At 59.8% G+C, this 26587-nt stretch carries 29 protein-coding genes; 11 read left to right on the top strand and 18 right to left on the bottom strand.

The features are described from left to right. Position 1: 1 nt before the first annotated feature. From hisD to BJ917_RS24475, 9 genes are all read right to left on the bottom strand, one after another. Positions 2 to 1327 carry a histidinol dehydrogenase gene (gene hisD, locus BJ917_RS24515; RefSeq protein WP_121104994.1) on the bottom strand — a complete coding sequence of 442 codons (1326 nt, stop codon included), beginning with the start codon at positions 1325 to 1327 and terminating at the stop codon, positions 2 to 4. Between the two features lie 126 nt (positions 1328 to 1453). Then, on the bottom strand, positions 1454 to 2089 hold the full coding sequence (gene hisG / locus BJ917_RS24510) for an ATP phosphoribosyltransferase (RefSeq protein WP_007970278.1): 636 nt from the start codon (positions 2087 to 2089) through the stop codon (positions 1454 to 1456). Positions 2090 to 2214: 125 nt separating this feature from the next. Next, positions 2215 to 3480: a UDP-N-acetylglucosamine 1-carboxyvinyltransferase gene (gene murA / locus BJ917_RS24505; protein WP_096513430.1), complete on the bottom strand. Its 1266-nt coding sequence runs from the start codon at positions 3478 to 3480 to the stop codon at positions 2215 to 2217. 22 nt (positions 3481 to 3502) lie between these two features. Next, complete coding sequence (locus BJ917_RS24500; protein WP_007912386.1) at positions 3503 to 3742, bottom strand: BolA family protein; 240 nt, start codon at positions 3740 to 3742, stop codon at positions 3503 to 3505. A gap of 114 nt (positions 3743 to 3856) precedes the next feature. Continuing rightward, positions 3857 to 4162, bottom strand: a complete 306-nt coding sequence (locus BJ917_RS24495; RefSeq protein ID WP_096513431.1) for a lipid asymmetry maintenance protein MlaB — start codon at positions 4160 to 4162, stop codon at positions 3857 to 3859. Then, complete coding sequence (locus tag BJ917_RS24490; protein WP_096513432.1) at positions 4159 to 4812, bottom strand: phospholipid-binding protein MlaC; 654 nt, start codon at positions 4810 to 4812, stop codon at positions 4159 to 4161. The genes BJ917_RS24495 and BJ917_RS24490 overlap by 4 nt, the downstream gene beginning before the upstream one ends. A gap of 11 nt (positions 4813 to 4823) precedes the next feature. Next, positions 4824 to 5291: an outer membrane lipid asymmetry maintenance protein MlaD gene (gene mlaD / locus BJ917_RS24485; RefSeq protein WP_096513433.1), complete on the bottom strand. Its 468-nt coding sequence runs from the start codon at positions 5289 to 5291 to the stop codon at positions 4824 to 4826. Beyond that, on the bottom strand, positions 5291 to 6088 hold the full coding sequence (gene mlaE / locus BJ917_RS24480; protein WP_096513434.1) for a lipid asymmetry maintenance ABC transporter permease subunit MlaE: 798 nt from the start codon (positions 6086 to 6088) through the stop codon (positions 5291 to 5293). The genes mlaD and mlaE overlap by 1 nt, the downstream gene beginning before the upstream one ends. After that, positions 6088 to 6900: an ATP-binding cassette domain-containing protein gene (locus BJ917_RS24475; protein ID WP_096513435.1), complete on the bottom strand. Its 813-nt coding sequence runs from the start codon at positions 6898 to 6900 to the stop codon at positions 6088 to 6090. The genes mlaE and BJ917_RS24475 overlap by 1 nt, the downstream gene beginning before the upstream one ends. A gap of 274 nt (positions 6901 to 7174) precedes the next feature. Here BJ917_RS24475 and BJ917_RS24470 point away from each other — a divergent pair, with 274 nt between their 5' ends. The 10 genes from BJ917_RS24470 to BJ917_RS24425 all read left to right on the top strand — a co-directional run bounded on the left by BJ917_RS24470 (position 7175) and on the right by BJ917_RS24425 (position 14202). Beyond that, on the top strand, positions 7175 to 8149 hold the full coding sequence (locus BJ917_RS24470) for a KpsF/GutQ family sugar-phosphate isomerase (protein WP_121104992.1): 975 nt from the start codon (positions 7175 to 7177) through the stop codon (positions 8147 to 8149). After that, entirely contained in the window at positions 8149 to 8673 is a 525-nt protein-coding gene (locus BJ917_RS24465; protein WP_096513437.1) for an HAD family hydrolase, read from the top strand. Before BJ917_RS24470 ends, BJ917_RS24465 begins: the two co-directional genes overlap by 1 nt. Before the next feature lie 7 nt (positions 8674 to 8680). Further along, a complete protein-coding gene (lptC, locus tag BJ917_RS24460) occupies positions 8681 to 9253 on the top strand; it encodes an LPS export ABC transporter periplasmic protein LptC (protein WP_121104990.1) in 573 nt (190 codons plus the stop codon). After that, on the top strand, positions 9240 to 9788 hold the full coding sequence (gene lptA, locus BJ917_RS24455) for a lipopolysaccharide transport periplasmic protein LptA (protein ID WP_096513439.1): 549 nt from the start codon (positions 9240 to 9242) through the stop codon (positions 9786 to 9788). The genes lptC and lptA overlap by 14 nt, the downstream gene beginning before the upstream one ends. Next, positions 9788 to 10513, top strand: coding sequence for an LPS export ABC transporter ATP-binding protein (gene lptB, locus BJ917_RS24450; RefSeq protein WP_096513440.1), 726 nt, complete (start codon positions 9788 to 9790; stop codon positions 10511 to 10513). The genes lptA and lptB overlap by 1 nt, the downstream gene beginning before the upstream one ends. Before the next feature lie 184 nt (positions 10514 to 10697). Continuing rightward, positions 10698 to 12191: an RNA polymerase factor sigma-54 gene (locus BJ917_RS24445; RefSeq protein WP_121104988.1), complete on the top strand. Its 1494-nt coding sequence runs from the start codon at positions 10698 to 10700 to the stop codon at positions 12189 to 12191. A gap of 74 nt (positions 12192 to 12265) precedes the next feature. Next, positions 12266 to 12574, top strand: coding sequence for a ribosome hibernation-promoting factor, HPF/YfiA family (gene hpf / locus BJ917_RS24440; RefSeq protein ID WP_007941242.1), 309 nt, complete (start codon positions 12266 to 12268; stop codon positions 12572 to 12574). 12 nt (positions 12575 to 12586) lie between these two features. After that, a complete protein-coding gene (ptsN, locus tag BJ917_RS24435; protein WP_096513442.1) occupies positions 12587 to 13051 on the top strand; it encodes a PTS IIA-like nitrogen regulatory protein PtsN in 465 nt (154 codons plus the stop codon). A 2-nt stretch (positions 13052 to 13053) separates the two neighbouring features. Then, positions 13054 to 13911: an RNase adapter RapZ gene (gene rapZ / locus BJ917_RS24430; protein ID WP_096513443.1), complete on the top strand. Its 858-nt coding sequence runs from the start codon at positions 13054 to 13056 to the stop codon at positions 13909 to 13911. Between the two features lie 15 nt (positions 13912 to 13926). Beyond that, positions 13927 to 14202, top strand: a complete 276-nt coding sequence (locus tag BJ917_RS24425; RefSeq protein ID WP_096513444.1) for an HPr family phosphocarrier protein — start codon at positions 13927 to 13929, stop codon at positions 14200 to 14202. 8 nt (positions 14203 to 14210) lie between these two features. Here BJ917_RS24425 and BJ917_RS24420 read toward each other — a convergent pair whose 3' ends face one another. The 6 genes from BJ917_RS24420 to pmbA form a co-directional block, all read right to left on the bottom strand. Continuing rightward, a complete protein-coding gene (locus BJ917_RS24420; RefSeq protein ID WP_121104987.1) occupies positions 14211 to 15104 on the bottom strand; it encodes a ZIP family metal transporter in 894 nt (297 codons plus the stop codon). A 29-nt stretch (positions 15105 to 15133) separates the two neighbouring features. Further along, positions 15134 to 15745, bottom strand: coding sequence for a superoxide dismutase (locus tag BJ917_RS24415; protein WP_121104985.1), 612 nt, complete (start codon positions 15743 to 15745; stop codon positions 15134 to 15136). A 1-nt stretch (position 15746) separates the two neighbouring features. Further along, on the bottom strand, positions 15747 to 16175 hold the full coding sequence (locus BJ917_RS24410; RefSeq protein ID WP_121104983.1) for a hypothetical protein: 429 nt from the start codon (positions 16173 to 16175) through the stop codon (positions 15747 to 15749). Between the two features lie 27 nt (positions 16176 to 16202). Then, positions 16203 to 17579 carry an aspartate ammonia-lyase gene (locus BJ917_RS24405; protein ID WP_121104981.1) on the bottom strand — a complete coding sequence of 459 codons (1377 nt, stop codon included), beginning with the start codon at positions 17577 to 17579 and terminating at the stop codon, positions 16203 to 16205. Then, positions 17560 to 17967, bottom strand: coding sequence for a FagA protein (locus BJ917_RS24400; protein WP_096513449.1), 408 nt, complete (start codon positions 17965 to 17967; stop codon positions 17560 to 17562). The genes BJ917_RS24405 and BJ917_RS24400 overlap by 20 nt, the downstream gene beginning before the upstream one ends. 249 nt (positions 17968 to 18216) lie before the next feature. Next, positions 18217 to 19563, bottom strand: a complete 1347-nt coding sequence (gene pmbA / locus BJ917_RS24395) for a metalloprotease PmbA (RefSeq protein WP_096513450.1) — start codon at positions 19561 to 19563, stop codon at positions 18217 to 18219. Between the two features lie 108 nt (positions 19564 to 19671). Here pmbA and yjgA point away from each other — a divergent pair, with 108 nt between their 5' ends. Beyond that, a complete protein-coding gene (gene yjgA, locus BJ917_RS24390) occupies positions 19672 to 20196 on the top strand; it encodes a ribosome biogenesis factor YjgA (protein ID WP_008018722.1) in 525 nt (174 codons plus the stop codon). A gap of 48 nt (positions 20197 to 20244) precedes the next feature. On the opposite strand, the gene tldD is transcribed toward yjgA, so the two are convergent. From tldD to BJ917_RS24375, 3 genes are all read right to left on the bottom strand, one after another. Next, positions 20245 to 21687: a metalloprotease TldD gene (gene tldD, locus BJ917_RS24385; RefSeq protein ID WP_096513451.1), complete on the bottom strand. Its 1443-nt coding sequence runs from the start codon at positions 21685 to 21687 to the stop codon at positions 20245 to 20247. A 12-nt stretch (positions 21688 to 21699) separates the two neighbouring features. Continuing rightward, the gene (locus BJ917_RS24380) at positions 21700 to 22554 is read right to left on the bottom strand and encodes a carbon-nitrogen hydrolase family protein (protein ID WP_121104979.1); all 855 of its coding nucleotides are present in this window, start codon (positions 22552 to 22554) and stop codon (positions 21700 to 21702) included. Between the two features lie 184 nt (positions 22555 to 22738). Next, positions 22739 to 26542: a YhdP family protein gene (locus BJ917_RS24375; RefSeq protein ID WP_121104977.1), complete on the bottom strand. Its 3804-nt coding sequence runs from the start codon at positions 26540 to 26542 to the stop codon at positions 22739 to 22741. Positions 26543 to 26587 lie beyond the last annotated feature (45 nt).

Genomic DNA, 26587 nt, shown 5'->3' with positions numbered 1-26587 from the left:
TTCAGTTCCCCTTCTGTTCATCGAGAATACGGTATTCGGCGCTGCGCGCGTGGGCGCTCAGCGATTCGCCACGGGCCAGTACCGAGGCGGTTTTGCCCAGCTCAGAGGCACCGGCCTCGGAACAGAAGATGATCGACGAGCGTTTCTGGAAGTCGTACACGCCCAGCGGCGACGAGAACCGGGCAGTACCGGAAGTCGGCAGCACGTGGTTTGGACCTGCGCAGTAATCGCCCAGGGCTTCGGAAGTGTGACGGCCCATGAAGATCGCACCGGCGTGACGGATCTGCGGCAGCCAGGCCTGTGGGTCGGCGACCGACAACTCGAGGTGCTCCGGCGCGATGCGGTTGGCGACTTCGATGGCCTGTTCCATGTCACGGACCTGAATCAGCGCACCGCGGCCATTGATCGAGGTTTCGATGATGGCGGCGCGGTCCATGGTCGGCAGCAGCTTGGCAATGCTGGCGGCGACCTGGTCGAGAAACGCGGCATCCGGGCTGACCAGAATCGCCTGGGCGTCTTCGTCGTGTTCGGCCTGGGAGAACAGGTCCATGGCGATCCAGTCCGGATCGGTCTTGCCATCGCATACCACAAGGATCTCCGACGGCCCGGCGATCATGTCGATACCGACCTGGCCGAACACGTGGCGCTTGGCGGTGGCCACATAGATGTTGCCCGGCCCCACCACCTTGTCGACCTTCGGCACGCTTTCGGTGCCGTAGGCCAGCGCGGCGACGGCTTGAGCGCCACCGATGGTGAACACCCGGTCCACTCCGGCGATGCAGGCAGCGGCCAGCACCAGTTCGTTGATTTCACCCCGTGGAGTCGGCACCACCATGACCACTTCGGTCACACCGGCGACCTTGGCCGGAATCGCGTTCATCAGTACCGACGACGGATACGACGCCTTGCCGCCCGGCACGTACAGGCCTGCGCGATCCAGCGGCGTGACCTTCTGGCCCAGCACGGTGCCGTCGGCTTCGGTGTAGCTCCAGGAGTCCTGTTTCTGCTTTTCGTGATAGCTGCGCACGCGGGCCGCGGCTTTTTCCAGGGCTTCGCGTTGCGCCACGGTGATACGAGTGAGCGCCAGTTCCAGGCGTTCGCGCGGCAGGATCAGATCGGTCATGGAGGCGACGTCCAGCCCGTCGAACTGGCGGGTGAATTCCACCAACGCCGCATCGCCACGCTCGCGCACGGCTTTGATGATGTCCAGCACGCGCTGATTGACCGAGTCGTCAGACACACTTTCCCAGCTCAGCAGATGATCCAGATGATGTGCGAAATCCGGATCAGCAGCGTTGAGTCGGCGAATTGCAGTCGGTGCGGTCATAGCGAGAGCCTCATAGAATTGGCAAAAAACTCAGGCGCCCTAACTTAGCAGTCGTTCCGCTTGGGCACCTGAGAATTCTGGCTATGAGGCGGATAGACGGGCGCGACTCAAGGTCGCGCTGGTGAATCAGCCGCGGTGTCGAGACTCCACTGCCTTGCGCAGGGTGTCGATCAACGCCTGGATACGGGCGTGCTGCATTTTCATCGAGGCCTTGTTGACGATCAGGCGAGAGCTGATGGCAGCAATGAAATCCTGGGGCTCCAGGCCGTTGGCCCGCAGCGTGTTGCCGGTGTCGACCACGTCGATGATCTTGTCGGCCAGACCAATCAGCGGTGCCAGCTCCATCGAGCCGTACAGCTTGATGATGTCAACCTGGCGGCCCTGTTCGGCGTAGTAGCGCTTGGCAACGTTGACGAACTTGGTGGCGATACGCAGGCGGCCCTTGGGCTCGACCGCGCCGACCTTGCCGGCGGTCATCAGCTTGCACTGGGCAATTTGCAGGTCCAGTGGCTCATACAGGCCCTGGCCGCCGTATTCCATCAGCACATCCTTACCGGCGACACCCAGGTCGGCGGCACCATGTTCGACATAGGTCGGCACATCGGTGGCACGCACGATCAGCAGACGAACATCGTCCTGGGTCGTGGGGATGATCAGCTTGCGGCTCTTGTCCGGATTCTCGGTCGGCACAATGCCCGCTTCAGCCAGAAGCGGCAGGGTGTCGTCAAGGATGCGGCCCTTGGACAGTGCGATAGTCAGCATGGGAAACGTCAGCCCTTAATCAGGAATCTTATGCCCGGTCACAATCGGCGCCGGACACGCATCGAGCCGGAAACCGGCTCGACTTGAAAACCAATGGGCACCTCCCTGTGCCCCATCTGCAACGACTAGCCCGGAACGCGACGGATCTTGGCGCCCAGCATCTGCAGTTTCTCTTCGATGCACTCGTAACCACGGTCGATGTGGTAGATGCGGTCGATCAGGGTGTCGCCTTCGGCGATCAGCGCCGAAATCACCAGGCTGGCCGAAGCACGCAGGTCGGTGGCCATGACTGGCGCGCCCTTGAGCTTTTCGGTGCCGGTGACGATGGCGGTGTTGCCTTCGACCTGGATCTTGGCGCCCATGCGGTGCAGTTCGTAAACGTGCATGAAACGGTTTTCGAAGATCGTCTCGATCACCGCACCGGTGCCTTCGGCAATGGCGTTGAGGGAGATGAACTGCGCCTGCATGTCCGTCGGGAACGCCGGATACGGAGCGGTCCGCACGTTGACGGCTTTAGGCCGCTTGCCGTGCATGTTCAGCTCGATCCAGTCTTCACCGGTGGTGATTTCCGCACCCGATTCCCGAAGTTTTTCCAGAACGGCTTCGAGGATGGTCGGATCGGTGTCCTTGACCTTTACGCGACCGCCGGTCACGGCAGCGGCAACCAGGTAGGTACCGGTTTCGATACGGTCAGGCATCACTTTGTAAGTGGTGGTGTGCAGACGCTCGACGCCATCGATGGTGATGGTGTCGGTGCCGGCGCCGGAAACCTTGGCACCCATGGCGTTCAGGAAGTTCGCCAGGTCGACCACTTCAGGCTCGCGCGCGGCGTTAGCCAGTACGCTACGGCCCTTGGCCAGCGCCGCTGCCATCATGATGTTTTCGGTACCGGTCACGCTGACGGTATCAAAGAAGAAGTGAGCGCCGCGCAGGCCGCCTTCAGGGGCCTTGGCCTTGATGTAGCCGCCTTCGACGTCGATGATCGCGCCCATGGCTTCCAGGCCGCGGATGTGCAGGTCAACCGGACGCGAACCGATGGCACAACCGCCAGGCAGTGCAACTTCGGCTTCACCGAAACGGGCAACCATCGGGCCCAGCACCAGGATCGATGCACGCATGGTTTTAACCAGTTCGTACGGAGCGATCAGGGTCTTGATGGTGCGCGGGTCGATTTCGACGGCCAGTTTCTCGTCGATCACCGGCTCGATCCCCATGCGACCGAACAGTTCGATCATGGTGGTGATGTCGTGCAGGTGCGGCAGGTTGGCAACGGTCACCGGACCATCGCACAGCAGCGTGGCAGCCAGGATCGGCAGGGCAGAGTTCTTTGCCCCGGAGATGCGGATTTCGCCGTCAAGACGAGCACCGCCAGTAATAATCAATTTATCCATAAGAATCTCGACGCCCTTGGGCTCAGGTGCGCTCGGCCCAGGCCGCGCTGCTGAAAAATTTCATAGTGACCGCATGGATGCTGCCATCGGTGATCCATGGGTTCAAATGGGCATAGATCTGCTGCTGACGCTTGACCGGGCTCAATGCCGCCAGTTCATCGCTAATCACGTTCAGCTGGAAATTGCAGCCTTCGCCCTCAACTTCCACCAGCGTTCCTGGCAGCTTTCCTTCAAGGAAGCTTTTAACTTCTACGGCCTGCATGCTCAACCTCAATCGGCGCCCTGTGCGCGCGGGTCGGACATCATACAAAAAAGCCCCGCGCCTGCGAACCCCGCGAAGCAGGACTCTGACGGGGGGCTTCTTTATAGATGCGGGTTAGGGTTGCTCCAACAGCTCGGTCAACTCACTGACCTGAGCGATTTCGCGCATGTCTTCCGGCATCCCGCGGATGCTCAGCGTCTTGCCGGTCGCCCGTGCATCGCGCATGAAGCACAACAGCAACGACAGACCGACACTGCTGGACTTGGTCACCGCAGAACAATCGACCACCAGCGCCGGGGCCTCGCTGGCCTTGATCAGCGCCTGCCCCTGTTCACGCAGGGCAGGACCGGTGCGGTAGTCCAGCACACCGCTTAGCCGCAGCTCGCCGGAGTCGTCCATCATGATGGCCGACTCACTCATTGGGCCTGCTGCCCTTTAGACTTGTCGGTGGCTTCCTTGGCTTTGGCGACTTCCCCGGCCCAACCATTGATGGTCTTGTCCAGGTCGTTGCCATTGCGCTGCATCGCATCGGCGAACTGATCGCGGAACAGCTTGCCGATGTTGATGCCATTGATGATGACGTTGCGCAGTTTCCACTCGCCACCGACCTTTTCCAGGGTGTAGGACACCGGGTAGATCGCGCCGCTGCTGCCCTTGACGGTCATGCCGACGCTCGTACGGTCACCCGACTCGTCCTTGGCAGGTTCAACCGTGATGCCCTGGTTGTTGTACTCGAGCAAGGCGTTGCCATAGAACTGGAACAGGCCCTTCTTGAAGTTCTCTTCAAAGGTCTTCATTTGCGCAGGCGTGGCTTTGCGCGAGTACTTGACCGTCATGATGCTCTTGGAAATGCCCTCGGCATCCACGACAGGCCCGACAATGGTGTTCAGCGCCGTATAAAAATCCTGCGGATCCTGCTTGTACTTTTCTTTGTTGGCGGCCAGATCGGCCAGCATACGGTTGGTGGTGTCCTGGACCAGATCGTGCGCGGAAGGCGCCGCCACGGCGTTAGCCATCAACGGCAAGGCCGCGAACAACACCAACAGGCCACGTCGCAAGGTAGAGATCATTTAGCAATTCCTCATTTGGCGTCTTTGCTTACGGTATTGAGAAGAAACTTACCGATCAGGTCCTCGAGCACCAGCGACGACTGGGTGTCATGGATGGTCCCGCCATCCTTGAGTAGGGCTTCTTCCCCGCCCACGCTGATGCCGATGTATTTCTCGCCCAACAGGCCAGCGGTCAGGATAGACGCAGTGGAGTCGGCGGGCAGGTTATCCACACGCTTTTCCAGCTGCATGGTCACTCGACCGGTGAAACTGTCGCGGTCCAGATCGATCGCCGTGACCTTGCCGATGGTCACACCGGCCATGGTCACTTTAGCTCTGACCGTCAAACCGGCGATATTGTCGAAATACGCATAAAGTTTATAAGTGTCGGTGCTCGGACTCGGGGACAAGCCACTCACCCGCAACGCCAGCAACAATAAAGCCAGGACGCCGGCCAGCAAGAAAAGGCCGACACCGATTTCCAGGGTGCGGTTTTGCATCAGAAATCTCCAAACATCAAGGCGGTCAGAATAAAGTCCAGGCCGAGCACAGCCAGAGAGGCATACACCACGGTCTTGGTAGTGGCACGACTGATCCCCTCGGAAGTGGGCTCGCAGTCATAGCCTTGGAATACGGCGATCCAGGTCACCACAAAGGCAAAAACCATGCTTTTGATGATGCCGTTGAGCACATCGTCAGAGAAGGTCACGCTGTTCTGCATGTTCGACCAGTAGGAGCCGTCATAAACACCCAGCCAGTCGACCGCCACCCACGAGCCACCCCAGATACCCACCACGCTGAAAATCATCGCCAGCACCGGCAGGGAAATGAAACCGGCCCACAAGCGTGGGGCAATGATGTACTTGAGCGGGTCGACCCCGATCATTTCCAGGCTGGACAATTGTTCGGTGGACTTCATGTTGCCGATTTCAGCCGTCAGCGCCGAACCGGCACGCCCGGCAAACAGCAAAGCCGTCACCACCGGGCCCAATTCGCGCAACAGGGTCAGCGCTACCATCTGCCCTACTGCCTGCTCCGAACCGTAACTGGACAGGATATTGAAGCCCTGCAGCGCCAGCACCATGCCGATGAAGATGCCGGAGACCACGATGATCACCAGCGACATCACGCCCACGGAGTGCAATTGCCTGACCAGCAGGCCGAAACCGCCGCCGATGCCGCCGCGGCCCAGCAACGCGTGAAACAGGAACAGCGTTGAACGACCGAACACCGCAACAGTGTCGATCCCGGCCCGACCAAACCGGCGTACGCGTTCTATTAATGTAATTCTGCGCATCAGCGGCGCTTCCCCAGGAGATCTGCGCGGTAATCCGGCGCTGGAAAGTGATACGGAACCGGGCCATCGGGCTCCCCGGTCATGAATTGACGAATTTTCGGGTCGTCCGAATTCATCAGTTCCTTCGGTGTGCCCTGCCCCAACACCTGCCCGTCGCCCACTACATAGATGTAATCGGCAATGCTCGCGGTCTCGGCCAGGTCGTGGGAAACCACGATACTGGTGATGCCAAGAGCATCGTTGAGCAGGCGGATCAGGCGCACCAGCACACCCATGGCGATAGGGTCCTGACCGACAAAGGGCTCGTCATACATGAGAATCTGCGGATCGAGCGCTATCGCCCGCGCCAGCGCGACACGACGCTTCATGCCACCGGACAGTTCGTCGGGCATCAGTTCGATGGCGCCACGCAAACCCACGGCCTGCAACTTGAGCAGGACGATATCGCGGATCATTTCATCCGACAGCTCGGTGTGAACGCGCAGCGGAAAGGCCACGTTCTCGTACACATCGAGATCGGTAAACAGTGCGCCACTCTGAAACAGCACGCCCATGTGCTTGCGGGCATCGAACAGATCGCTGCGCGAGAGTTTCGGCAGGTTCTGGCCGTTGACCCAGACTTCGCCCCGGGTAGGTCGCAACTGCGCGCCCATCAACCGCAACAGCGTAGTCTTGCCACACCCGGAAGGTCCCATGATGCCGGTGACCTTGCCGCGGGGAATACGGATATCGACGTTATTGAAAATGCTGCGCGCACCGCGCTTGAAGGTCAGTCCCTTCAGCTCGACCGCGTAGGCGTTATCGGCACTCATCTAAACTCCTTGCGATGCAGCCTCTCACTCGGACGCCTGACTTTCTGACGAAAGCACATATTCCCGGGCGGGCCGAACTGGCGGCGAACTATATCACTGCAAACCCCAGGCACCCAAGGTCATTGCCGGGCCATGTGCAGCAACATGACCAGCCAAAAGCATTACCTGGTGTGATTCGGTAGCAGGGAATGACAATGCGCGACGAACTTGCGTGAGGGTTTTGATCATAACCGTTATAATCGCCGCCTTTTCATCAGGCTAAATGATTTCTGACATGAGCCAATCCAGCGACCTGATTCAATCCGCCCAACGCACCATCCGCCTCGAGGTGGAAGCCGTACAAGGCTTGCTGCCGCATATCGACGCAGATTTCGTACGCGCCTGCGAGATGATTCTGGCCAGCAAAGGCCGCGTAGTCGTGGTCGGCATGGGCAAGTCGGGGCATATCGGCAACAAGATCGCCGCCACCCTGGCCAGCACCGGCACCCCGGCATTTTTCGTCCACCCGGCTGAAGCCAGTCATGGTGACATGGGCATGATCACCCGCGACGACATCATCCTGGCGCTGTCGAACTCCGGTTCCACCCATGAAATCGTGACCCTGCTGCCGCTGATCAAGCGCCTGGGCATCCAACTGATCAGCATGACCGGCAATCCCGATTCGCCGCTGGCCAAAGCCGCCGAGGTCAACCTCAATGTTATCGTCGAGCATGAAGCCTGCCCGCTGAACCTGGCGCCCACCTCTTCGACAACCGCCGCGCTGGTCATGGGCGATGCCCTGGCCGTCGCCTTGCTGGAAGCCCGCGGATTCACCGCCGAAGACTTCGCCTTTTCCCATCCTGGTGGTGCACTGGGCCGACGTCTGTTGCTGAAAGTGGAAAACGTCATGCACGCCGGGCAAGAACTGCCGCAGGTTCAGCGCGGCACCCTGCTCAAGGACGCCCTGATGGAAATGACCCGCAAGGGCCTGGGCATGACCGTAATCCTTGAAGCCGACGGCAAGCTGGCCGGGATATTCACCGACGGCGATCTGCGCCGCACCCTGGACCGCACCATCGACATCCACAGCGTCACCATCGATCAAGTCATGACCGCCCACGGCAAGACTGCCCGCGCCGAGATGCTCGCCGCCGAGGCCCTGAAAATCATGGAAGACCATAAAATCAACGCACTGGTGGTGGTCGACGGTGAAGACCGCCCGGTCGGCGCCTTGAACATGCACGACTTGTTGCGTGCAGGGGTAATGTAATGAGCACGGACCTGCTGCAACGCGGCCAACAGATCAAGCTGGCAGTTTTCGACGTCGACGGCGTTCTCACCGACGGGCGCCTGTACTTCCTCGAAGACGGCAGCGAATTCAAGACGTTCAACACCCTCGACGGCCAGGGCATCAAGATGCTGATGGCCGCCGGCGTGCAGACCGCCATCATCAGCGGCCGCAAGACTCCAGTGGTCGAGCGACGGGCGAAGAACCTCGGCATTCCGCATCTGTATCAGGGTCGCGAAGACAAACTGGTGGTGCTCGACGAGCTTCTTGGCCAACTCAACCTAAGCTATGAACAGGTCGCCTACCTGGGTGACGATTTGCCTGACTTGCCGGTGATTCGCCGCGTGGGACTGGGCATGGCAGTGGCCAACGCCGCCAGTTTCGTGCGCGAACACGCTCATGGCATTACCCAGGCCCGTGGTGGCGAAGGTGCCGCCCGCGAATTCTGCGAATTGATCCTGCGCGCCCAGGGCCGCCTCGATGCGGCCAACGCCGCGTACCTGTGAGCCAGACATGCTGAGCAAAAAGATTCGCAACATCCTGATCTTCGGTTGCATCGCGGCGATTTTTGCCGCGGTCGGCTACTGGAACATCAGCCCGGAACGCTTCCTCGACAAGCCGGTTGCGCAAGTCGACGAAAGCGCGATCGACTATTACGCCACCAACGCCCATAGCGTGCAGTTCCTGCCGGACGGGAAATTGCAATACGACATGACTTCGGACAAGGTCGAACACCTCAAAGCCACCGAAGTGACATTGCTGACCAACCCCGACCTGAACATATTCCGTGGCACCGAATTTCCATGGCACGTCCAGAGCGAGAAGGGTGAAGTCAATCCCGACGGCACACAGGTTGAACTGATCGACTCGGTACGCATCACGCGCTTCGACGAGAAAAACCGCAAAACCCTGATCACCACCACTCGCATGACGGTGTTCCCGCAGCAGCAATATGCGCAGACCGAGCAACCCGTTAGAATCGACGGCGCCGGCGGTGTATCGACAGGCATTGGAATGAAAGCGTATTTGAAAGAAAGCAGGATACACCTGCTCTCGAACGTAAGAGGACAGTATGAGGCTCGTTAAAACCCTCCCTATTTTGCTCAGTCTGGGCGCAGCACTGGGAAGCGTGAGCGCCTGGGCCCTGCCGAACGATCAAGAGCAGCCTATCCGCATCCAGGCCGACGATGCCCAGCTGGACGACAAGAATGGCATTGCCACCTATAAAGGTGACGTGATCATCACCCAGGGCTCGATGAAGGTTACCGGCAACACCGTGACCGTCACCCGCACTCCTGCCGGCGATATCGACGTGATGACTTCAGTGGGCAACCTGGCTTACTTCGAGCAATTGCAAACCCAAGGCGACACCAAACCCGTCCAGGGTTGGGGAGTGACGATCCAGTACCACGCCACGCAGAACCGCGTTGTGCTGATCGATCGCGCCAAAGTCATCGACAAGGACAACAACACCACCCAAGGCGAGAAAATCGTCTACGACACGGTCAAGAAGCTGGCCAGTGCCGGTCGCGCCACCGGCAGTAAAGTCACCGAGGCGCGTCCGCGCATCGACATGGTGATCCAGCCGAAAAAGAAAACCGACGAGCAAAAGGCCCAGTAATGGCAACTCTGAAAGCTCAGCATCTGGCCAAGAGCTACAAGAGCCGCCAGGTCGTGCGTGACGTCAGCCTGTCCATCGACAGCGGTCAGATCGTTGGCCTGCTTGGCCCCAACGGTGCCGGCAAGACCACCTGTTTCTACATGATCGTTGGCCTGGTCCAGGCCGATCAGGGCCGCGTCCTGATCGACGACCTGGACGTCAGCCACCAGCCCATGCACGGCCGCGCGAAGGCCGGTATCGGCTATCTTCCGCAAGAAGCGTCGATCTTCCGCAAACTCTCGGTGGCCGACAACATCATGGCCATCCTCGAGACCCGCAAGGAACTCGACAAGGCCGGCCGTCGCAAAGAGCTGGAAAGCCTGCTGCAGGAATTCCACATCAGCCACATTCGCGACAACCTTGGCATGAGCCTGTCCGGTGGCGAGCGTCGCCGCGTGGAAATTGCCCGTGCACTGGCCACCAATCCAAAATTCATCCTGCTCGACGAACCCTTCGCCGGCGTGGACCCGATTTCGGTGGGCGACATCAAACAGATCATCCACCATCTGAAGGCCAAGGGCATTGGCGTCCTGATCACTGACCATAACGTCCGTGAAACCCTGGATATCTGCGAAACCGCCTACATCGTCAACGATGGCCAACTGATCGCCGAAGGTGACGCTCATACCATCCTGGCCAACGACCTGGTCAAGGAAGTGTACCTGGGGCATGAGTTCCGCCTGTAAGCACTGAGGCGCCTGGCTAGTCGACCGAGCGCTTGTCTCGATAAAAAATCAACACTTTTTTATTGTTACAGCGCTCTAGGCAAACACCGCAACTTCGGGCATATAATTTGCTTATGTTTGGCGCTCCGGCGCCCTGTAGTGGATGGCGCATGTGCGCCGGCGAATAAGGTGTTAAGCCCCTGCCATGAAACCATCGCTAGTCTTGAGAATGGGCCAGCAGCTGACGATGACACCGCAGCTGCAACAGGCCATCCGTCTGCTCCAATTGTCGACCCTGGACCTGCAACAGGAAATCCAGGAGGCCCTGGAGTCCAATCCGATGCTCGAGCGCCAGGAAGAAGGCGACGACTTCGATAACACTGACCCCTTGGCCGACAACGCCGAACAGAAGCCCAACACCGAGACTCAGGAACCCTCCTACCAGGAAAGCGCGCCAACCGTTGATAACCTCGACGAAGGCGACTGGAACGAGCGCATCCCCAACGAACTTCCTGTCGACACGGCATGGGAAGACGTTTACCAGACCAGCGCCAGCAGCCTGCCGAGCAACGATGACGATGAGTGGGATTTCACCACCCGCACATCCGCCGGTGAAAGCCTGCAAAGCCACTTGCTCTGGCAATTGAACCTGGCGCCGATGTCCGACACCGACCGCCTGATCGCCGTAACCCTGATCGACTGCATCAACAATCAGGGCTATCTGGACGAAACACTCGAGGAAATACTCGAGGCCTTCGATCCGGAACTGGACATCGAACTGGACGAAATCGAAGCCGTCCTGCACCGCATCCAGCAATTCGAACCAGCCGGCATCGGCGCCCGGAACCTGGGTGAATGCCTGTTGCTGCAATTGCGCCAGTTGCCGGTCAAGACTCCATGGCTGAACGAGGCCAAGCGCCTGGTGACCGATTTTATCGATCTGCTCGGCAGCCGCGATTACAGTCAGTTGATGCGCCGCATGAAGCTCAAGGAAGATGAGCTGCGCCAGGTCATCGAACTGGTTCAGAGCCTCAATCCGCGTCCCGGCTCCCAGATCGAATCTACCGAAGCCGAATACGTCGTCCCTGACGTGATCGTGCGCAAGGACAATGAGCGCTGGCTTGTGGAACTGAACCAGGAGTCCGTGCCACGGCTGCGGGTCAACGCCCAGTACGCCGGCTTCGTGCGCCGCGCCGACACCAGCGCTGATAACACCTTCATGCGCAATCAGTTGCAGGAGGCCCGCTGGTTCATCAAGAGCCTGCAAAGCCGCAACGAAACCCTGATGAAAGTGGCCACCCAGATCGTCGAGCATCAGCGCGGCTTCCTGGAATATGGCGACGAAGCCATGAAACCACTGGTCCTGCATGACATCGCTGAAGCGGTCGGCATGCACGAGTCAACGATCTCTCGAGTGACCACACAGAAATTCATGCATACCCCCCGGGGCATCTATGAACTGAAATACTTTTTCTCCAGTCACGTCAGCACCTCTGAAGGCGGCGAATGCTCGTCCACGGCGATCCGCGCGATCATCAAAAAACTGGTTGCCGCGGAAAATCAGAAAAAGCCGTTGAGTGACAGCAAGATCGCTGGTTTACTGGAGGCACAAGGCATTCAGGTGGCTCGCCGCACCGTCGCCAAGTACCGCGAATCCCTCGGGATCGCGCCTTCGAGCGAACGCAAGCGGTTGATGTAGAGCCACGCCACAGCGTTCCAGTGGTAGATCATCTGATCTACCGCTTTATGCACTGGCAACGAAGGAGAAGCTGTATGCAAGTCAACATCAGTGGACACCAACTGGAAGTGACCGAACCTCTTCGCACCTACATCGGCGAAAAACTCGAACGATTGGAGCGACATTTCGACAAGATCACCAACGTGCAGGTCACGATGACGGTCGAAAAGCTGAAGCAGAAAATCGAAGCCACGTTGCATATTCCCGGCAATGAAGTGGTCGCCAACGCGGAACATACCGATATGTACGCGGCGATCGACGCACTGACCGACAAGCTGGATAAACAACTCAAAAAGCATAAGGAAAAGACCCAGAGCCTCCTCCAGGGCGCTACCGGTCGTTAACACTCCCAACCCATGATCCGACTTGAAAGCATCCTGACCCCCGGCCGTTCCCTGGTGAACGTGCCGGGCGGCAGTAAAAAGAAAGCCCTCGAGCAAATTGCCAATCTGATCGCCCGCGAAGTGCCGGGACTGGAGATGCAAGATGTCTTCGAGGCTTTGATTGCCCGTGAAAAACTCGGTTCGACCGGTTTTGGCAACGGCATCGCCATCCCTCATTGTCGCCTGAAGGGTTGTATCTCGCCCATCAGCGCCTTGATGCACCTTGACGCCCCTATCGATTTCGACGCCATCGATGGCGCACCGGTTGACCTGCTGTTCGTCCTGTTGGTCCCGCAAGCCGCTACCGATGCGCACCTGGAGCTGTTGCGCCAGATCGCCAGCATGCTCGACCGCAAGGACGTGCGCGACAAACTGCGTAGCGCCCCGAGCAATGAAGCCTTGTATCAGGTTGTCCTGGACGAGCAAAACGGGCACTAATCATGCGCTTGATCATCGTCAGCGGCCGTTCCGGCTCAGGTAAAAGTACCGCCCTCGATGTGCTTGAGGACAACGGCTACTACTGCATCGACAACCTGCCTGCCGGCTTGTTGCCGGAGCTGGCCGAACGCGCGTTGATTCACACTGAACTGTCACAGCCGCTGGTTGCCGTATCCATCGATGCACGCAACCTGCCAAGCCACTTGTCGCGGTTCCCAGAGCTGCTGGAAGAAGTCCGCAGCCGTCACATCCAGTGTGATGTCCTGTACCTGGATGCCGACGAAGAAACCCTGCTCAAACGCTTCTCTGAAACCCGCCGTCGCCACCCGCTGAGCAGTGCCAATCGCTCGCTGGCCGAGGCGATCAATGATGAAACGGACCTGCTCGGCCCTATCGCCGACCTGGCCGATCTCAAAGTAAACACCACCAACCTGAACCTGTATCAACTGCGCGATACCATCAAGCTACGCCTGTTGAACCAGCCGGAACCCGGCACAGCTTTCCTGGTGGAATCTTTCGGCTTCAAGCGTGGCATGCCGGTCGATGCCGACCTGGTGTTCGATGTACGCTGCCTGCCCAATCCCTACTGGAAACCGGAGTTACGCGCGCAGTCCGGGCTCGATCAACCGGTTGCGGAGTATCTGGCGGCACAGCCGGATGTCGAAGAAATGTTCCAGGATATCTCCACCTACCTGCTCAAATGGCTACCCCGCTTTGCTGCCAGCAACCGCGCTTATGTCACCATTGCCATCGGTTGCACCGGCGGACATCACCGCTCTGTCTACCTGACCGAACGCTTGGGCAAGACCCTGCAGCAATCCCTGAAGAACGTCCAGGTCCGCCACCGCGACCTCAGCTAAAGGATTCACATCGCGATGCCTGCTCTGGAAATCGAAATCATCAACAAACTGGGCCTGCATGCCCGGGCGTCTGCAAAATTCGTCGGGGTCGCCGGCCAATTCAAGGATTGCACGATCAGGGTAGGACGCACGCCGGAATCCACCGTCGATGGCAAAAGCATCATGGCCATGATGATGCTCGCCGCCGGCAAGGGCACCAAAATCCATCTGAGCACGGAAGGTGAGCAGGAGCAGGAAGCGATGGATGCGCTGGTGGCCTTGATCAATAACTTCTTCGACGAAGGCGAGTGAATGCTCGCCTAGTCGAGCGCAGTATCCATCACCATCATCAGACAGAATCCGATCAACAGCCCAAGGCTGGCCAACTTGTCATGACCGTGTCGACGCGACTCGGGAATGACTTCGTGGGTCACCACCAGCAACATGGCCCCGGCAGCCAATGCCAGGCCCAAAGGCAACAGCAGTTCGGCCAGGCTCACCAGCCACGCGCACAACAGGGCGAACACCGGCTCGACCAGACCTGATGCGGCCCCCATCAGGAACGCCTTGAACCGCGACATCCCTGCTCCGGCCAATACCAGGGCAATCACCAACCCTTCCGGCACATCCTGCAACGCAATGCCCATCGCCAGACTGTCGGCATCAGGCATACCGCCACCTGCCGAGACGCCGACGGCCATACCTTCGGGAATGTTATGGGCAATGATCGCGAACACGAACAGCCAGATCCGCGGCGCAATCACCGGATGCTCCACCGTGCCGACGAGCATTTGCGGTAATGCACCGGACACTTTGCGATCCACCAGAAACAGACCGAACGCGCCGAGCATGATGCCCAAACAGATCAGGCCACTGGCCGTCCACGGGGTCATGCCAAGGCTTTCTGCTGCCGCTATGCCGGGCACGATCAGCGAAAACGCGGTCGCCGCCAGCATCACGCCAGCACCAAACCCCAACAAAGTATCGCCCAGAGCCTGGGGCATGCGGCGGATCACCAGCACCGGCACCGCACCCAGCGCGGTGCCGAGGGCGCAGATCGCACCGCCCTGCAACGCCCGCGATAACCTGGGTTCCAGTTCCAGCCACTCCAGCCCGTGCGCCACCAGCAAGCTCATGCCCGCCAGCATTAACAGCGATCCAAACGCGTAACGAAACATTCGTCCACTTCCGATCGCCAGTGTTTGAGTGCCCATAGTCAGCCTTGGATTGTTTTTATGAAGACTTAAATCAGTGCAGCCTGATAGCGCGCAGCAACTTCAGGCCAGTTGATCACGTTGTAGAACGCACTGATGTATTCCGGGCGGCGGTTCTGATACTGCAGGTAATAGGCATGTTCCCAGACATCCAGGCCGAGGATCGGCGTATTGCCGCTCATCAATGGGCTGTCCTGGTTACCGCTGCTTTCCACCACCAGGGTCTTTAGCGGCGTCACGCTCAACCAGGCCCAACCACTGCCGAAACGGGTCAGCGCCGCTTTGGTGAAGGTGTCCTTGAAGCTGTCGAGACCACCCAGTTGCTCATCGATGGCGTTGGCCAGTGCACCTTCAGGCTTGCCGCCACCATGGGGCGCCATGACTTCCCAGAACAACGAATGATTGGCGTGACCACCACCCTGATTGATCACTGCCGCGCGGAGTTTTTCCGGCAGTTGCTGCACGGCGGCCACCAGTTTTTCCACCGGCCACTCGGCGAACTCAGTGCCTTCGACCGCGGCGTTCAGGTTGTTGATGTAGGTCTGGTGATGCCTGGTGTAGTGAATCTCCATGGTCTGCGCATCGATGTGCGGTTCCAGGGCGTCATAGGCGTACGGCAAGACAGGCAAGGTAAAAGCCATTTCAATGAACTCCATGTGGTTGGGGCGCAGGCGTGGCGGCATCGATGTGCAGCAAGCGATGGGTGCGCGGGTACTCGCCGTGTTCGCTGATGAAATTCAGCAGCTCGATGTAGGTTTTGCTGCTCTGGCGCAACGCAGCTTCACGCAAGGCCTGCGGCAGCCGCGGATCCTGCATGACCTGCAACAGCCGCTGGTGAATCGCGCACAGGTACTCGGCGCTCTCCTCCGGCTGGTTCAAACGCAAATGCAGGTCCGCCAGGTTGTGATGGGAAATCACGCAGGCCGCCACCGCTTCATCGGCATTCGCCCAGCGCTCGAACAACACTTGGGCCAGGGCCAATGCCTGCAAGTAAGCCTCGCGAGCATCGACCAGTTCACCCAACATGAAAAAGCGATTGGCTCTTTCGATCGTGCGTTTCCAGTGCTCCATGGTGAACCTCCAAAGCGCTGGTGGTGTTTACACGCCGCCAGCGGTGAGTTTTTCCGGGTTAAGCAGCTCTTCCAGTTGGCTGCGCGACAGGTCGGTATGTTCCAGGGCGACATCGATCACGGGCCGGCCTTGCTGATAAGCCTTCTTGGCGATTTCCGCGGCCTTCTGGTAGCCAATGATCGGGTTGAGTGCGGTCACCAGAATCGGATTGCGCGACAACGCTTCCTTGAGCCGTGCGTCATTGACCTTGAAGCTGGCGATAGCCTTTTCACCGAGCAGACGGCTGGCATTGGCCAGCAATTCGATGCTGCTGAGCAGGTTCTGGGCGACGATCGGCAGCATGACGTTCAGCTCGAAGTTGCCCGACTGACCGGCGATGGTGATGACGGTGTCGTTGCCGATGACTTGAGCAGCCACCATGGCGGTGGCTTCAGGAATGACCGGATTGACCTTGCCCGGCATGATCGAAGAGCCCGGTTGCAAGGCCTCGAGTTCGATTTCACCCAGGCCGGCCAACGGCCCGGAGTTCATCCAGCGCAGGTCGTTGGCGATTTTCATCAGCGATACGGCAGTAGCCTTGAGCTGCCCGGAGACAGCGACGGCGGTGTCCTGGGAACCGATCAGCGCAAACAGGTCCACACCCGGCGTGAATTGAACCTGGGTCAGTTTGCTCAGCTGCTGGCTGAATCGCGCGGCGAACTCGGGATGCGCATTGACCCCGGTGCCCACCGCCGTGCCACCCTGGGCCAGGGATTGCAGGCTTGGCTGCAAATCCTGCAAATGACCGATATTGGCCTTGAGCTGTTGCGCCCAACCGTTGAGTACCTGGCTCATGCGCACCGGCATCGCATCCATCAGGTGGGTACGCCCTGTTTTGACATGGTGATGCACCTGTCCGGCCTTGCGCTCGATCACCTGCACCAGCCCGGTCAGCGCCGGCAACAACTGCTCGTGTAATGCCAGCGCCGCACTGACGTGGATGGTGGTCGGAATGATGTCGTTGCTGCTTTGACCGCAGTTGACGTGATCGTTAGGGTTCACCGGCTCGCCGAGCAAACGGCTGGCCAGCGTGGCGATCACTTCGTTGGCGTTCATGTTGGAACTGGTGCCGGAACCGGTCTGGAAGATATCCACAGGGAAGTGCTGCATGAAATCGCCTTCAAGCAGGCCTTGCGCTGCATCGACGATGGCTTTGCCCTGGGCTTCGCTGATCTGCTTGAGCTCGATGTTGGCGCGGGCGGCCGCGGCCTTGGCCAGGATCAGTGCGCGAATGAACTGCACCGGCATCGGTTTGCCGCTGATCGGGAAGTTATCCACCGCACGTTGCGTCTGCGCGCCGTAGAGGGCATCTACCGGGACCTGTAGTTCACCCATGCTGTCGCGCTCAATACGTGTCTTGGTCATCTGAAAATCCTTGCACCAGTTCAATTAAGGGAATCGAGGGTTGCAACTCGCAGGTCGCCAGTTGCCAGGTGTAGCTTTGCCAGCGCTTGAGGCGGCATTTGCACAGAGAGAGGCGTTCCAGATCACGCAGCGGACGCCAGGCCTGGTCCAGGCAGTAGGTGCGCCAGTGCCAGGGCAGTGCGACATCGGCGGCGGTATCGAGCAATAAACGGAAAGAGGTTTCAGCGACGGTCCAGGGTGAAGTTGCCGTGCAACAGGCCAGGTACCGGCCTTCCGCCAGGTAATGTTGGATCAGGCGAGGTTCGTCGGGATCCATCGCGCAACGGATCTGGCGACTCATCCAGCGCCAGCTTTCGAGGTAAGGCTGCTCGTGCAAGGCAGAACTCATGATCCGGGCTCATTCGATAATGAGATTTATTATTAGATGATAATGAGAACCAAAACAAGTGGACCGCAGCGCACATACGCTTCTGTAGGAGCAAAGCTTGCTCGCGATGACGGATTAACATTCAGCATCGATGTTGACTGTTACGCCGCCATCGCGAGCAAGCTTTGCTCCTACAGGGGGCCAGTGCACGGCGCATAAAAAAGGCGCGCCACCCGATGGGTGGCGCGCCTTGGTTTACAGCGAGAAAGATCAGCTACCGGCGACTGTCATCCGCTCGATCAGCACCGAGCCCGTACGAATGTTGCTGCGCAGTTCCAGATCGTTACCCACGGCGAGGATCTGCTTGAACATGTCGCGCATGTTGCCGGCGATGGTCACTTCCTGAACCGCGAACTGGATTTCGCCGTTCTCAACCCAATAACCCGCCGCGCCACGGGAGTAATCGCCCGTCACCATGTTCAGGCCCTGCCCCATCAGCTCGGTCACCAGCAAGCCACGCCCCATACGCCGCAGCAAGGCAGCCTGGTCTTCGTCGCCATGGGTGACGAACAGGTTGTGCACGCCACCGGCATTCGCGGTGCTCGGCATGCCGAGTTTGCGACCGGAGTACGTACCGAGAATATAGGACACCAGTTCGCCTTTTTCGACGAACGGTTTGGCGTAGGTCGCCAGGCCATCGCCATCGAACGCCGCACTGCCCAAGGCACGCATCAGGTGCGGACGCTCGTCGAGGGTCAGCCACTCCGGAAACAGCTTCTGCCCCAGCGTGCCTTCGAGGAACGACGACTTGCGATACAGGTTGCCACCGGAAATCGCCGACAGGAAACTGCTGAACAAACCACCGGCCAGCTCCGCGGAAAACAGCACCGGTACTTCGCAGGTCGGGACCGGACGCGCGCCCAGGCGGCTCGCCGCCCGTTGCGCGGCGCGCTGGCCGATGCTCACCGGGTCGGCCAACAGGTTGCCCTGACGGTTCACGTCGTACCAGTAATCACGCTGCATCTGGCCATCGGCCTCGGCGATCATCACGCAGCTCAGGCTGTGCCGGGTCGATGCATAGCCGCCGATAAACCCGTGGCTGTTGCCGTAGACCCGGCAACCCTGATGGGTGCTCAGGGTGGTGCCGTCGGCGTTCTTGATCCGCGCGTCGGCATCGAATGCCGCCGCTTCGCAGAGCAGGGCCTTTTCGATGGCCTGCTCCGGGGTGATGTCCCATTCGTGGAACAGATCAAAATCTTGCAGATCCCTGGCCATCAGTGCCGCATCTGCCAGGCCCGACGCTTCGTCTTCGGAGGTGTGCCTGGCGATGGCCAGTGCCGCCGCCACGGTTTCCCGAATCGCCTCCGGACCACTGGCCGAGGTGCTGGCCGACCCCTTGCGTTGCCCCACGTACAGGGTGATACCAAAGCCCTGATCACGGTTGAATTCGACGGTTTCGACCTCGCGCTGGCGTACCGAAGTCGACAGCCCCTGCTCCAGGGACACCGCCACTTCACAGGCGCTGGCGCCCTGGCGCTTGGCTTCAGCGATGATCTGCTCGACTTGTTCTTGCAGTGCCGGCAATGCTTGTGGGCCGACGCTTTCAACTGCACTCATGCTGTTCTCCACTCAAATTCTGCTTTCGGTGACGCTCATCGAGCGACCGGGCCGGACAAGCGGCCCCCGACTGGTTATCATGGCGGCGTTTCTTTGCGGACGGCCACCATGGTTGATTCTTACGACGACTCCCTCGATACGGGAGAAAAAAGCAAATCCCAGGTCAAACGCGAGCTGCATGCTCTGGTTGATCTTGGCGAGCGCCTTACAACACTCAAGCCTGACTTGGTGGCAAAACTGCCTTTGACCGACGCCTTGCGCCGGGCCCTGGCCGATGCCCCCAAGCACACCGCGAACATCGCGCGTAAACGGCATCTTCAGTTCATCGGCAAATTGATGCGCGATCAGGACACTGACGCCATTCTGGTTTTGCTCGACCAACTCGATGCCTCCACTCGCCAGTACAACGAGCGCTTCCATAACCTGGAGCGCTGGCGGGATCGCCTGATTGCCGGTGACGATGCCGTTCTGGAAAAATTCGTCGTCGACTACCCTGACGCCGATCGCCAGCAGCTGCGTTCCATGATCCGTCAGGCCCAGCACGAGGTTGCGCAAAACAAGCCTCCTGCTTCCAGCCGTAAAATCTTCAAGTACATCCGTGAGCTGGACGAGACTCAACGCGGTCTGCGTTGATTCCCGGACCGGGTGAGTCGCCACGCGACTCACCCGCCGCTCCATTCCTTACGAGCCCGTGCCACCCACGGTAATCGCATCAATTTTCAGCGTTGGCTGGCCGACACCCACCGGCACCGACTGCCCATCCTTGCCGCACGTCCCCACGCCACTATCCAGCGCCAGATCGTTGCCGACCATCGACACCTTGCTCATGGCTTCCGGGCCGTTGCCGATCAACGTCGCGCCTTTGACCGGGGCGGTGATCTTGCCGTCTTCGATCAGGTACGCCTCGCTGGTGGAGAATACGAACTTGCCACTGGTGATATCGACCTGACCGCCGCCAAGGTTGGCGCAATAGATGCCCTTCTTCACCGAGGCGATGATTTCCGCCGGGTCGCTTTCGCCGGCCAGCATGTAGGTGTTGGTCATGCGTGGCATGGGCAAGTGTGCATAGGATTCACGACGCCCGTTACCGGTGCGGGCCACGCCCATCAGGCGCGCGTTGAGCTTGTCCTGCATGTAACCCTTGAGCACGCCGTTCTCGATCAGCGTGGTGCACTCGGTCGGGGTACCTTCGTCGTCAACGCTCAAGGAGCCACGGCGACCGGACAGGGTGCCGTCATCGACGATGGTGCAGAGCTTGGAGGCAACCATCTCGCCCATGCGCCCGCTATAGGCCGAGCTGCCCTTGCGATTGAAGTCACCTTCCAGACCGTGGCCGACCGCTTCGTGCAGCAGCACGCCGGACCAGCCCGAACCGAGCACCACCGGCAATGTGCCAGCCGGCGCAGGAATAGCCTCCAGATTGACCAGTGCCTGGCGCAGCGCTTCGCGGGCATAACTCATGGCGCGATCTTCGGCGAGGAAATAACGGTAATCGGTGCGACCGCCACCGCCATGACCACCGCGCTCGCGACGGCCGTTCTGCTCGACGATCACACTGACATTGAAACGCACCAGCGGCCGCACATCCGCCGCCAGCCCGCCGTCGGTGGATGCCACCAGAATTCGCTCCCAGACACCGGCCATGCTCACGGTGACTTGCTGGATGCGCGGATCGAGCGCGCGCGTGGCGGCATCGATACGCTTGAGCAGGTCAACCTTCTCGGCACGGGTCAGCACTTCCAGAGGATTGTCCGGTGCGTACAACTGCGCGACATCCTGGGTGGTGAACGCTTGCACCGTGCCATTTTGCCCGGCACGGGAGATCGAACGGGCAGCACGGGCCGCTGCACCCAGGGCTTCCAGGGTGATCGCGTTGCTGTAGGCGAAACCGGTTTTTTCACCCGATTGCGCCCGCACTCCCACACCCTGGTCAAGGTTGAAGCTGCCTTCCTTGACGATGCCGTCTTCCAGCGCCCAGGACTCGGAAATCTGCCCCTGGAAATACAGGTCGGCGGCATCGATACCCGGACCGGCCAGGTCGCCAAGCACACCTTGCAGACTTTCAATCGTTACGCCGCCGGGCGCCAGGAGGTGTTCACTGACTGAGGACAACAACTCGCTCATATGTTTTACGCCTTAAATTCGTCGTTCTGATGCAGGTCGCTGGGCGCCCTGCGAGAAAAAGCGCCGGTGACTGGACACCGGCATCCGCGCCCGGATGGACGCCTGTTCGTTGCTGTCACGTTCGGCCAGCAGCACGGCCTCGCCCCGATCCTGTTGCGCCAACACGCGTCCCCATGGATCGACGATTGCCGCATGGCCCCAGGTTTCCCGCGGCCCCGGATGCGTCCCACCCTGGGCAGCCGCGAGCACATAACACTGGGTTTCGATGGCCCGCGCGCGAATCAGCACGTCCCAGTGCGCGGCGCCAGTCACCGCGGTAAAGGCCGACGGCGCGGTAATCAGTTCCGCGCCGGCGGCACGCAATTCGCTGTACAGCTCCGGGAAGCGCAAGTCATAACAGACCGTCAGGCCGACTCGCCCCACCGGCGTGTCCGCAACCACTACCCCACTGCCATAAGCATAGTCATCGGATTCGCGATAACGGCCGCGATTGTCGGCTACGTCCACGTCGAACAAATGCAACTTGTCATAGCGCGCCACCGTTTCGCCCTGATCATTGACCAGCAATGAGCAGGCATGCGACTTGGCCGTCGGTTGATCCACCGGAGGCAACGGCAAAGTGCCAGCCACTATCCATAATTTGAGGTCGCATGCGGTCCGTTTCAACCATGGCAGTATCGGGCCTTCGCCCAGCGCCTCGGCGCGGCCGATGTCGGCAATATCGCGTCGGCCCATGGCGGCGAAGTTTTCCGGCAGCACGGCAAGCCTGGCACCCGCGGCCGCAGCCTGCTCCAGCAAGCGACGGGCCTGGGTCAGATTGGCCAGCACATCGCTCTGGCTGACCATTTGAATCACCGCAACAGACATGGGTTTTTCCTTGATTGAAATCAGCACAAACCTGTAGGAGCGAGCTTGCTCGCCGTGGACGTGAACGATAACGCGTACTGCCTGGATGAATGCGGTGTTCTCACATTCTTCGCGAGCAAGCTCGCTCCTGCAGGGGGGCGAGCCGTTCTGACCATGCTACTCCAAAGGTCCGAAGGCTGGCGTTTCAAAAAGGTTGGTCGAAGGTGATTTTCGGGTCTTTCCAGGGGCCTTTGACGGTGTATTTCACGCTGGCAAAACGGGCCACACGATCACCAATCAACTTGTCGATCAGGAACAGCGCCCCGCCGATGGCCGGTGCGCCGACGATCAGTGCGGCAATCGGCAGGTTGTTGGTCACCGGCAAGGTCACCAACAATTTGGCGTCGATCTGATCGCCCACCAGGTTCAGGGTGCCATTGAGTTCAACATTGCTCGAGGGGCCTGTCATCTGGATCGGCTCGCGGGTGACGTACACGCCGTTGGTTGCCACCAACAGCCCCTTGACCCTGTCGTAGCTCAAGCCTTTACCGAACAGGTCGGAGAAGTCCAGGCGCAAACGCCGGCCAATGGAGTTGAAATTAAGCAACCCGAACACCCGCAATGCCTGAGCACCGCCCTCGACTTCCACAAACTGGCCTTCCTTCATCGAAGCATCGAGGGTGCCGGAGAATCGCTTGGAGGCTAGCCAGGCCGGTGAGCCGGGCCATCGGCCATCGACATCCATACGGAATTCCTGACTGGTGACGCTTGGCGCAAAGCCCCAGCCCTTGAGCACATCCGCCAGGTTCTTGCCGTTGATCCGTCCCTTGAACCAGCTTGTGCTGGAGCCGGGCGCGCCTTCCCAGCCGCCGTTGCCTTGCAACAGGATGCCCTTGAGGCCCATGTCCAGCGAGTTGAGAGCAATGCCCCTGCCCGTCGGACGCACCTTCAACGACCAGCCGCCCACCAGGTCATTGCCCTGGAACAGTTGATTGATGGTGATATCCAGCGCCGGGATCTTGCTCGGGTCTACAGACGCCAGCGGATCCGGCGAATTCTCGTCGGCCAGGACCGTGGGGTCGGGTGCCGGCAGACGTACGGTTTGCAGATTGATCACGATCGGTGCGACTTTCGAATCAGGAATGCTGGCGCTGCCCTTGACCTGCTGACTGTCGAGTTGCAAAGCCCAGGAGGCCGGCTTGCGTGTCAACTGTACCGACGCCTGATCCAGCGTGGTGCCGAGGGCGCTGAGCTTGCCAACCTTGAAATCCGCGCCGCTGAGCAGCTGTTTGGCACTGCCACCGGGGTCTTTCCCGGCGTATTTGGTCATCAAGTCCTGCCACGGACCGATGTCCAGTTCCGACAGCACGCCGCGCACCCGCAGGCCTTTTGCGTCAGGCAGCACCGCATTGCCGTTGCCCAGGAACAACTCACCGCGCCCCTCGGCAAAATTGCCGGTCGGTGCGGCAAAGGTGAAGTTGGCCAATTCGCCATAATTCACCCAGTAACGACGCTCCGCTCCTTGCAGGGTCATGCGGAACGTCGTATCGCGCCCCGCATCTGCTGTCATGCCGAAAGGTGCCGGCAAATCAATTGCAACGCCTTTGAGATCGGAATTGACCATCAATTGGCTATCAGCCCCATCCAGGGTCAGTTTCAGCTGATACGGAATCACGCCGCTGGCGGGCAGTGGCTGGGTTACGCTCAGCCACTCCGAGAGTTTTTTGACTTCGACCTGCCCCGAAGCGGTGACCCGTGTATTGAGCTTGCCCTCGCGGCCATCGGCGAAGATCTGCGCGCTCACCGGTTTGTCGAACGCACGGGCGGTGATGTTCTGCCCGCTCAGTCCTTTGGCACTGTCGAATCGGAAATCACCTTTGAGCTGAGTCAGTTCCAGAGGCGGTTCGGCCAGCTTCAGGCGAGCCTTGGCCGTCTTGAAGTCGACCAGGATTTTCGGTTGTTCGCCCTTGGTCAGTGGAATATCCAGCTTCAACTTGCCTTGCAGATCACCGTCGCCTTCCCATCCGGCGAAGGTGTCGGCAGTACCGATGGGTGCTTGCTGCAGGATTTTCAGGCCATCGCCCAGGCCCCCGGCGAACGCGCCGTCGAGAAACAGGTGAGGACTTTGCCCTTCCGGTGCATGGGGAATATTGACGTAAATATCGCTGACCTGGGTGTCGAGCAGTTGCCCCTTGCTGGCCAGAATCCTCACACCACTGTCTTCCACGAACACATCACCCGTGACCTTGCTGACATGGGGCCAACCCGGCTGGAATGCCAATTCGGCATCGTGCACCTTGAAAAACAGACTGATGCTGCGCGCGGTGTCGGCCGCGCCGTGGTTCAACGACCCTTGGTACTGGAAGAAACCTTGATCCACCGCACCTTTGAGAATCGCCGTGCGCAGCCATTCGTCCAACGCCGGGCTGAGGACCGCCGGCAGGTACTTGGCGGTATAACGACCGTCACCTTCGACCATACCGACCCGCAGGTCCATGTAGTCTTCCTGGGTGTGATCGAAATGCAGGCGGATCAGGAAATCGCCGGCAATCTTGCCCTCTTCGCCCAACACTTTCAGGTATGGCGCGATCAGCGTGAAACCTTCTTTGTCGAGCTTCCAGGTCAGGCGGGCATTGGCTTGAATGTACTGCCATGGCTTGGCGAAAATCGGGTCCAGGTGCAGCATGAAATCCTTGCTGTCCATGCGCAATTCGCCGTGCCCAAGGTCACCGCTGATGCTGCCCGTGACATTTCGCGCCGCCGGCGCACCGTGATAGGCATCGAAACCGACCCGGTCGAGGTTGGCGGCAAAGCTGAATTTGCTGTCATCCGTGGCATCGGGCCGCACATCGACCAGCACATTCCGCAACCCGCCGGTGACCTTTAGTCGCTCGACCACCGTGGCAAATCCTTCCGGCAGTGGTGCCAGGGCATTGAGCAATGGCGTGAGCGGGGTAAGCTCGAAGCGGTCGGCCTGCAAATGCCAGAGTTCCCCGGACTTGTCGTCAGCGACAGACTGCTTGACTTGCAGACGCGATTCCCAGCGGGTCTCGCCGAGGTTCATCGCCAGGGAGTCCACCGTCACCAACATGCCTTCGGCACTGCGCTGGAAATAGCCGTTTAGCGCCAGATTATTGATCTGAACCGGTTTACGGTCGGCATAGGCACCCTTGAGTTGGGGAGCATTCAAACGCACTGCGGCGCTTTGCAGCATGCCTTGGCCCCAGGTTGCCCACAGCTCGCCACCGGCCTTTATTTCGGAAAAATTCCACTGTTGGCTGATGCTCTCGGGCAACCATTTCGACCAGTCACTTTGCGGCAGGCTCAGGTAAATCTCGGCGGAACCGTCCTTCCACTCGCTCGCGCGAATGCGCGTGCGCAGGCTCATGGCCAGCGGTTGCCCATCAGGCAGGGTCAGGCGGGCATCGAGCCGTTGCCGGGTGGCACCGGTTTTCAGATTCAGGCCGACGTAGGTCAAGGTCAGCGGCGACGCTCCCCACGGCTGCAAGGTGATCTGGCTGTCGAGCAACGACAACTGCTGGAGCATCTGCATGCGATTGAGCAACTGTTCCGGATCGAGGGGCTGATCGTCCTTGACCGGGAAGCCTTCCAGCGCCCACTGACCGTCGTCGCCTTGCTTGAGGCTGATCTTCAGGCCGCTGAGTTCCAGATGGGCGATGCGCACGTCACGCGCCAGCACACTGGCCCAAAGGTCCGGCACTGCTTGCACATGATCCAGGTGGAGGGCGTTAGCGCCCTCGCCCACGGTCACATCGTGAGCCGACAAAACAGGGGCGAACCCCCTCCAGCTGCCTTTCAACTCGCCGATTTGCAGCGGCATGCCCAAGGCCTCGCCGGCCTTTGCTTCGACTTCAGCACGGTACTCGGCCGACAAGGGCGCCAGCTCCCGGCCCAGACTGACGTACAACGCCATCAACACCAAAACCAACGCGCACAGGCCCAGACCCCAGCGGGTCAGTGCGGCCAAAATGCGTGTCAGACGCTCCATGTCAGTTGGCTCCCATGGCAAAAAATCCTGCAAAAAGCTGAGGCC

Source organism: Pseudomonas sp. WPR_5_2, from assembly GCF_003634475.1.
Classification (GTDB): domain Bacteria; phylum Pseudomonadota; class Gammaproteobacteria; order Pseudomonadales; family Pseudomonadaceae; genus Aquipseudomonas; species Aquipseudomonas izuensis.
The sequence above is the reverse complement of the archived record's forward strand: the minus strand, read 5'-3'. Positions and strand labels throughout refer to the sequence as shown.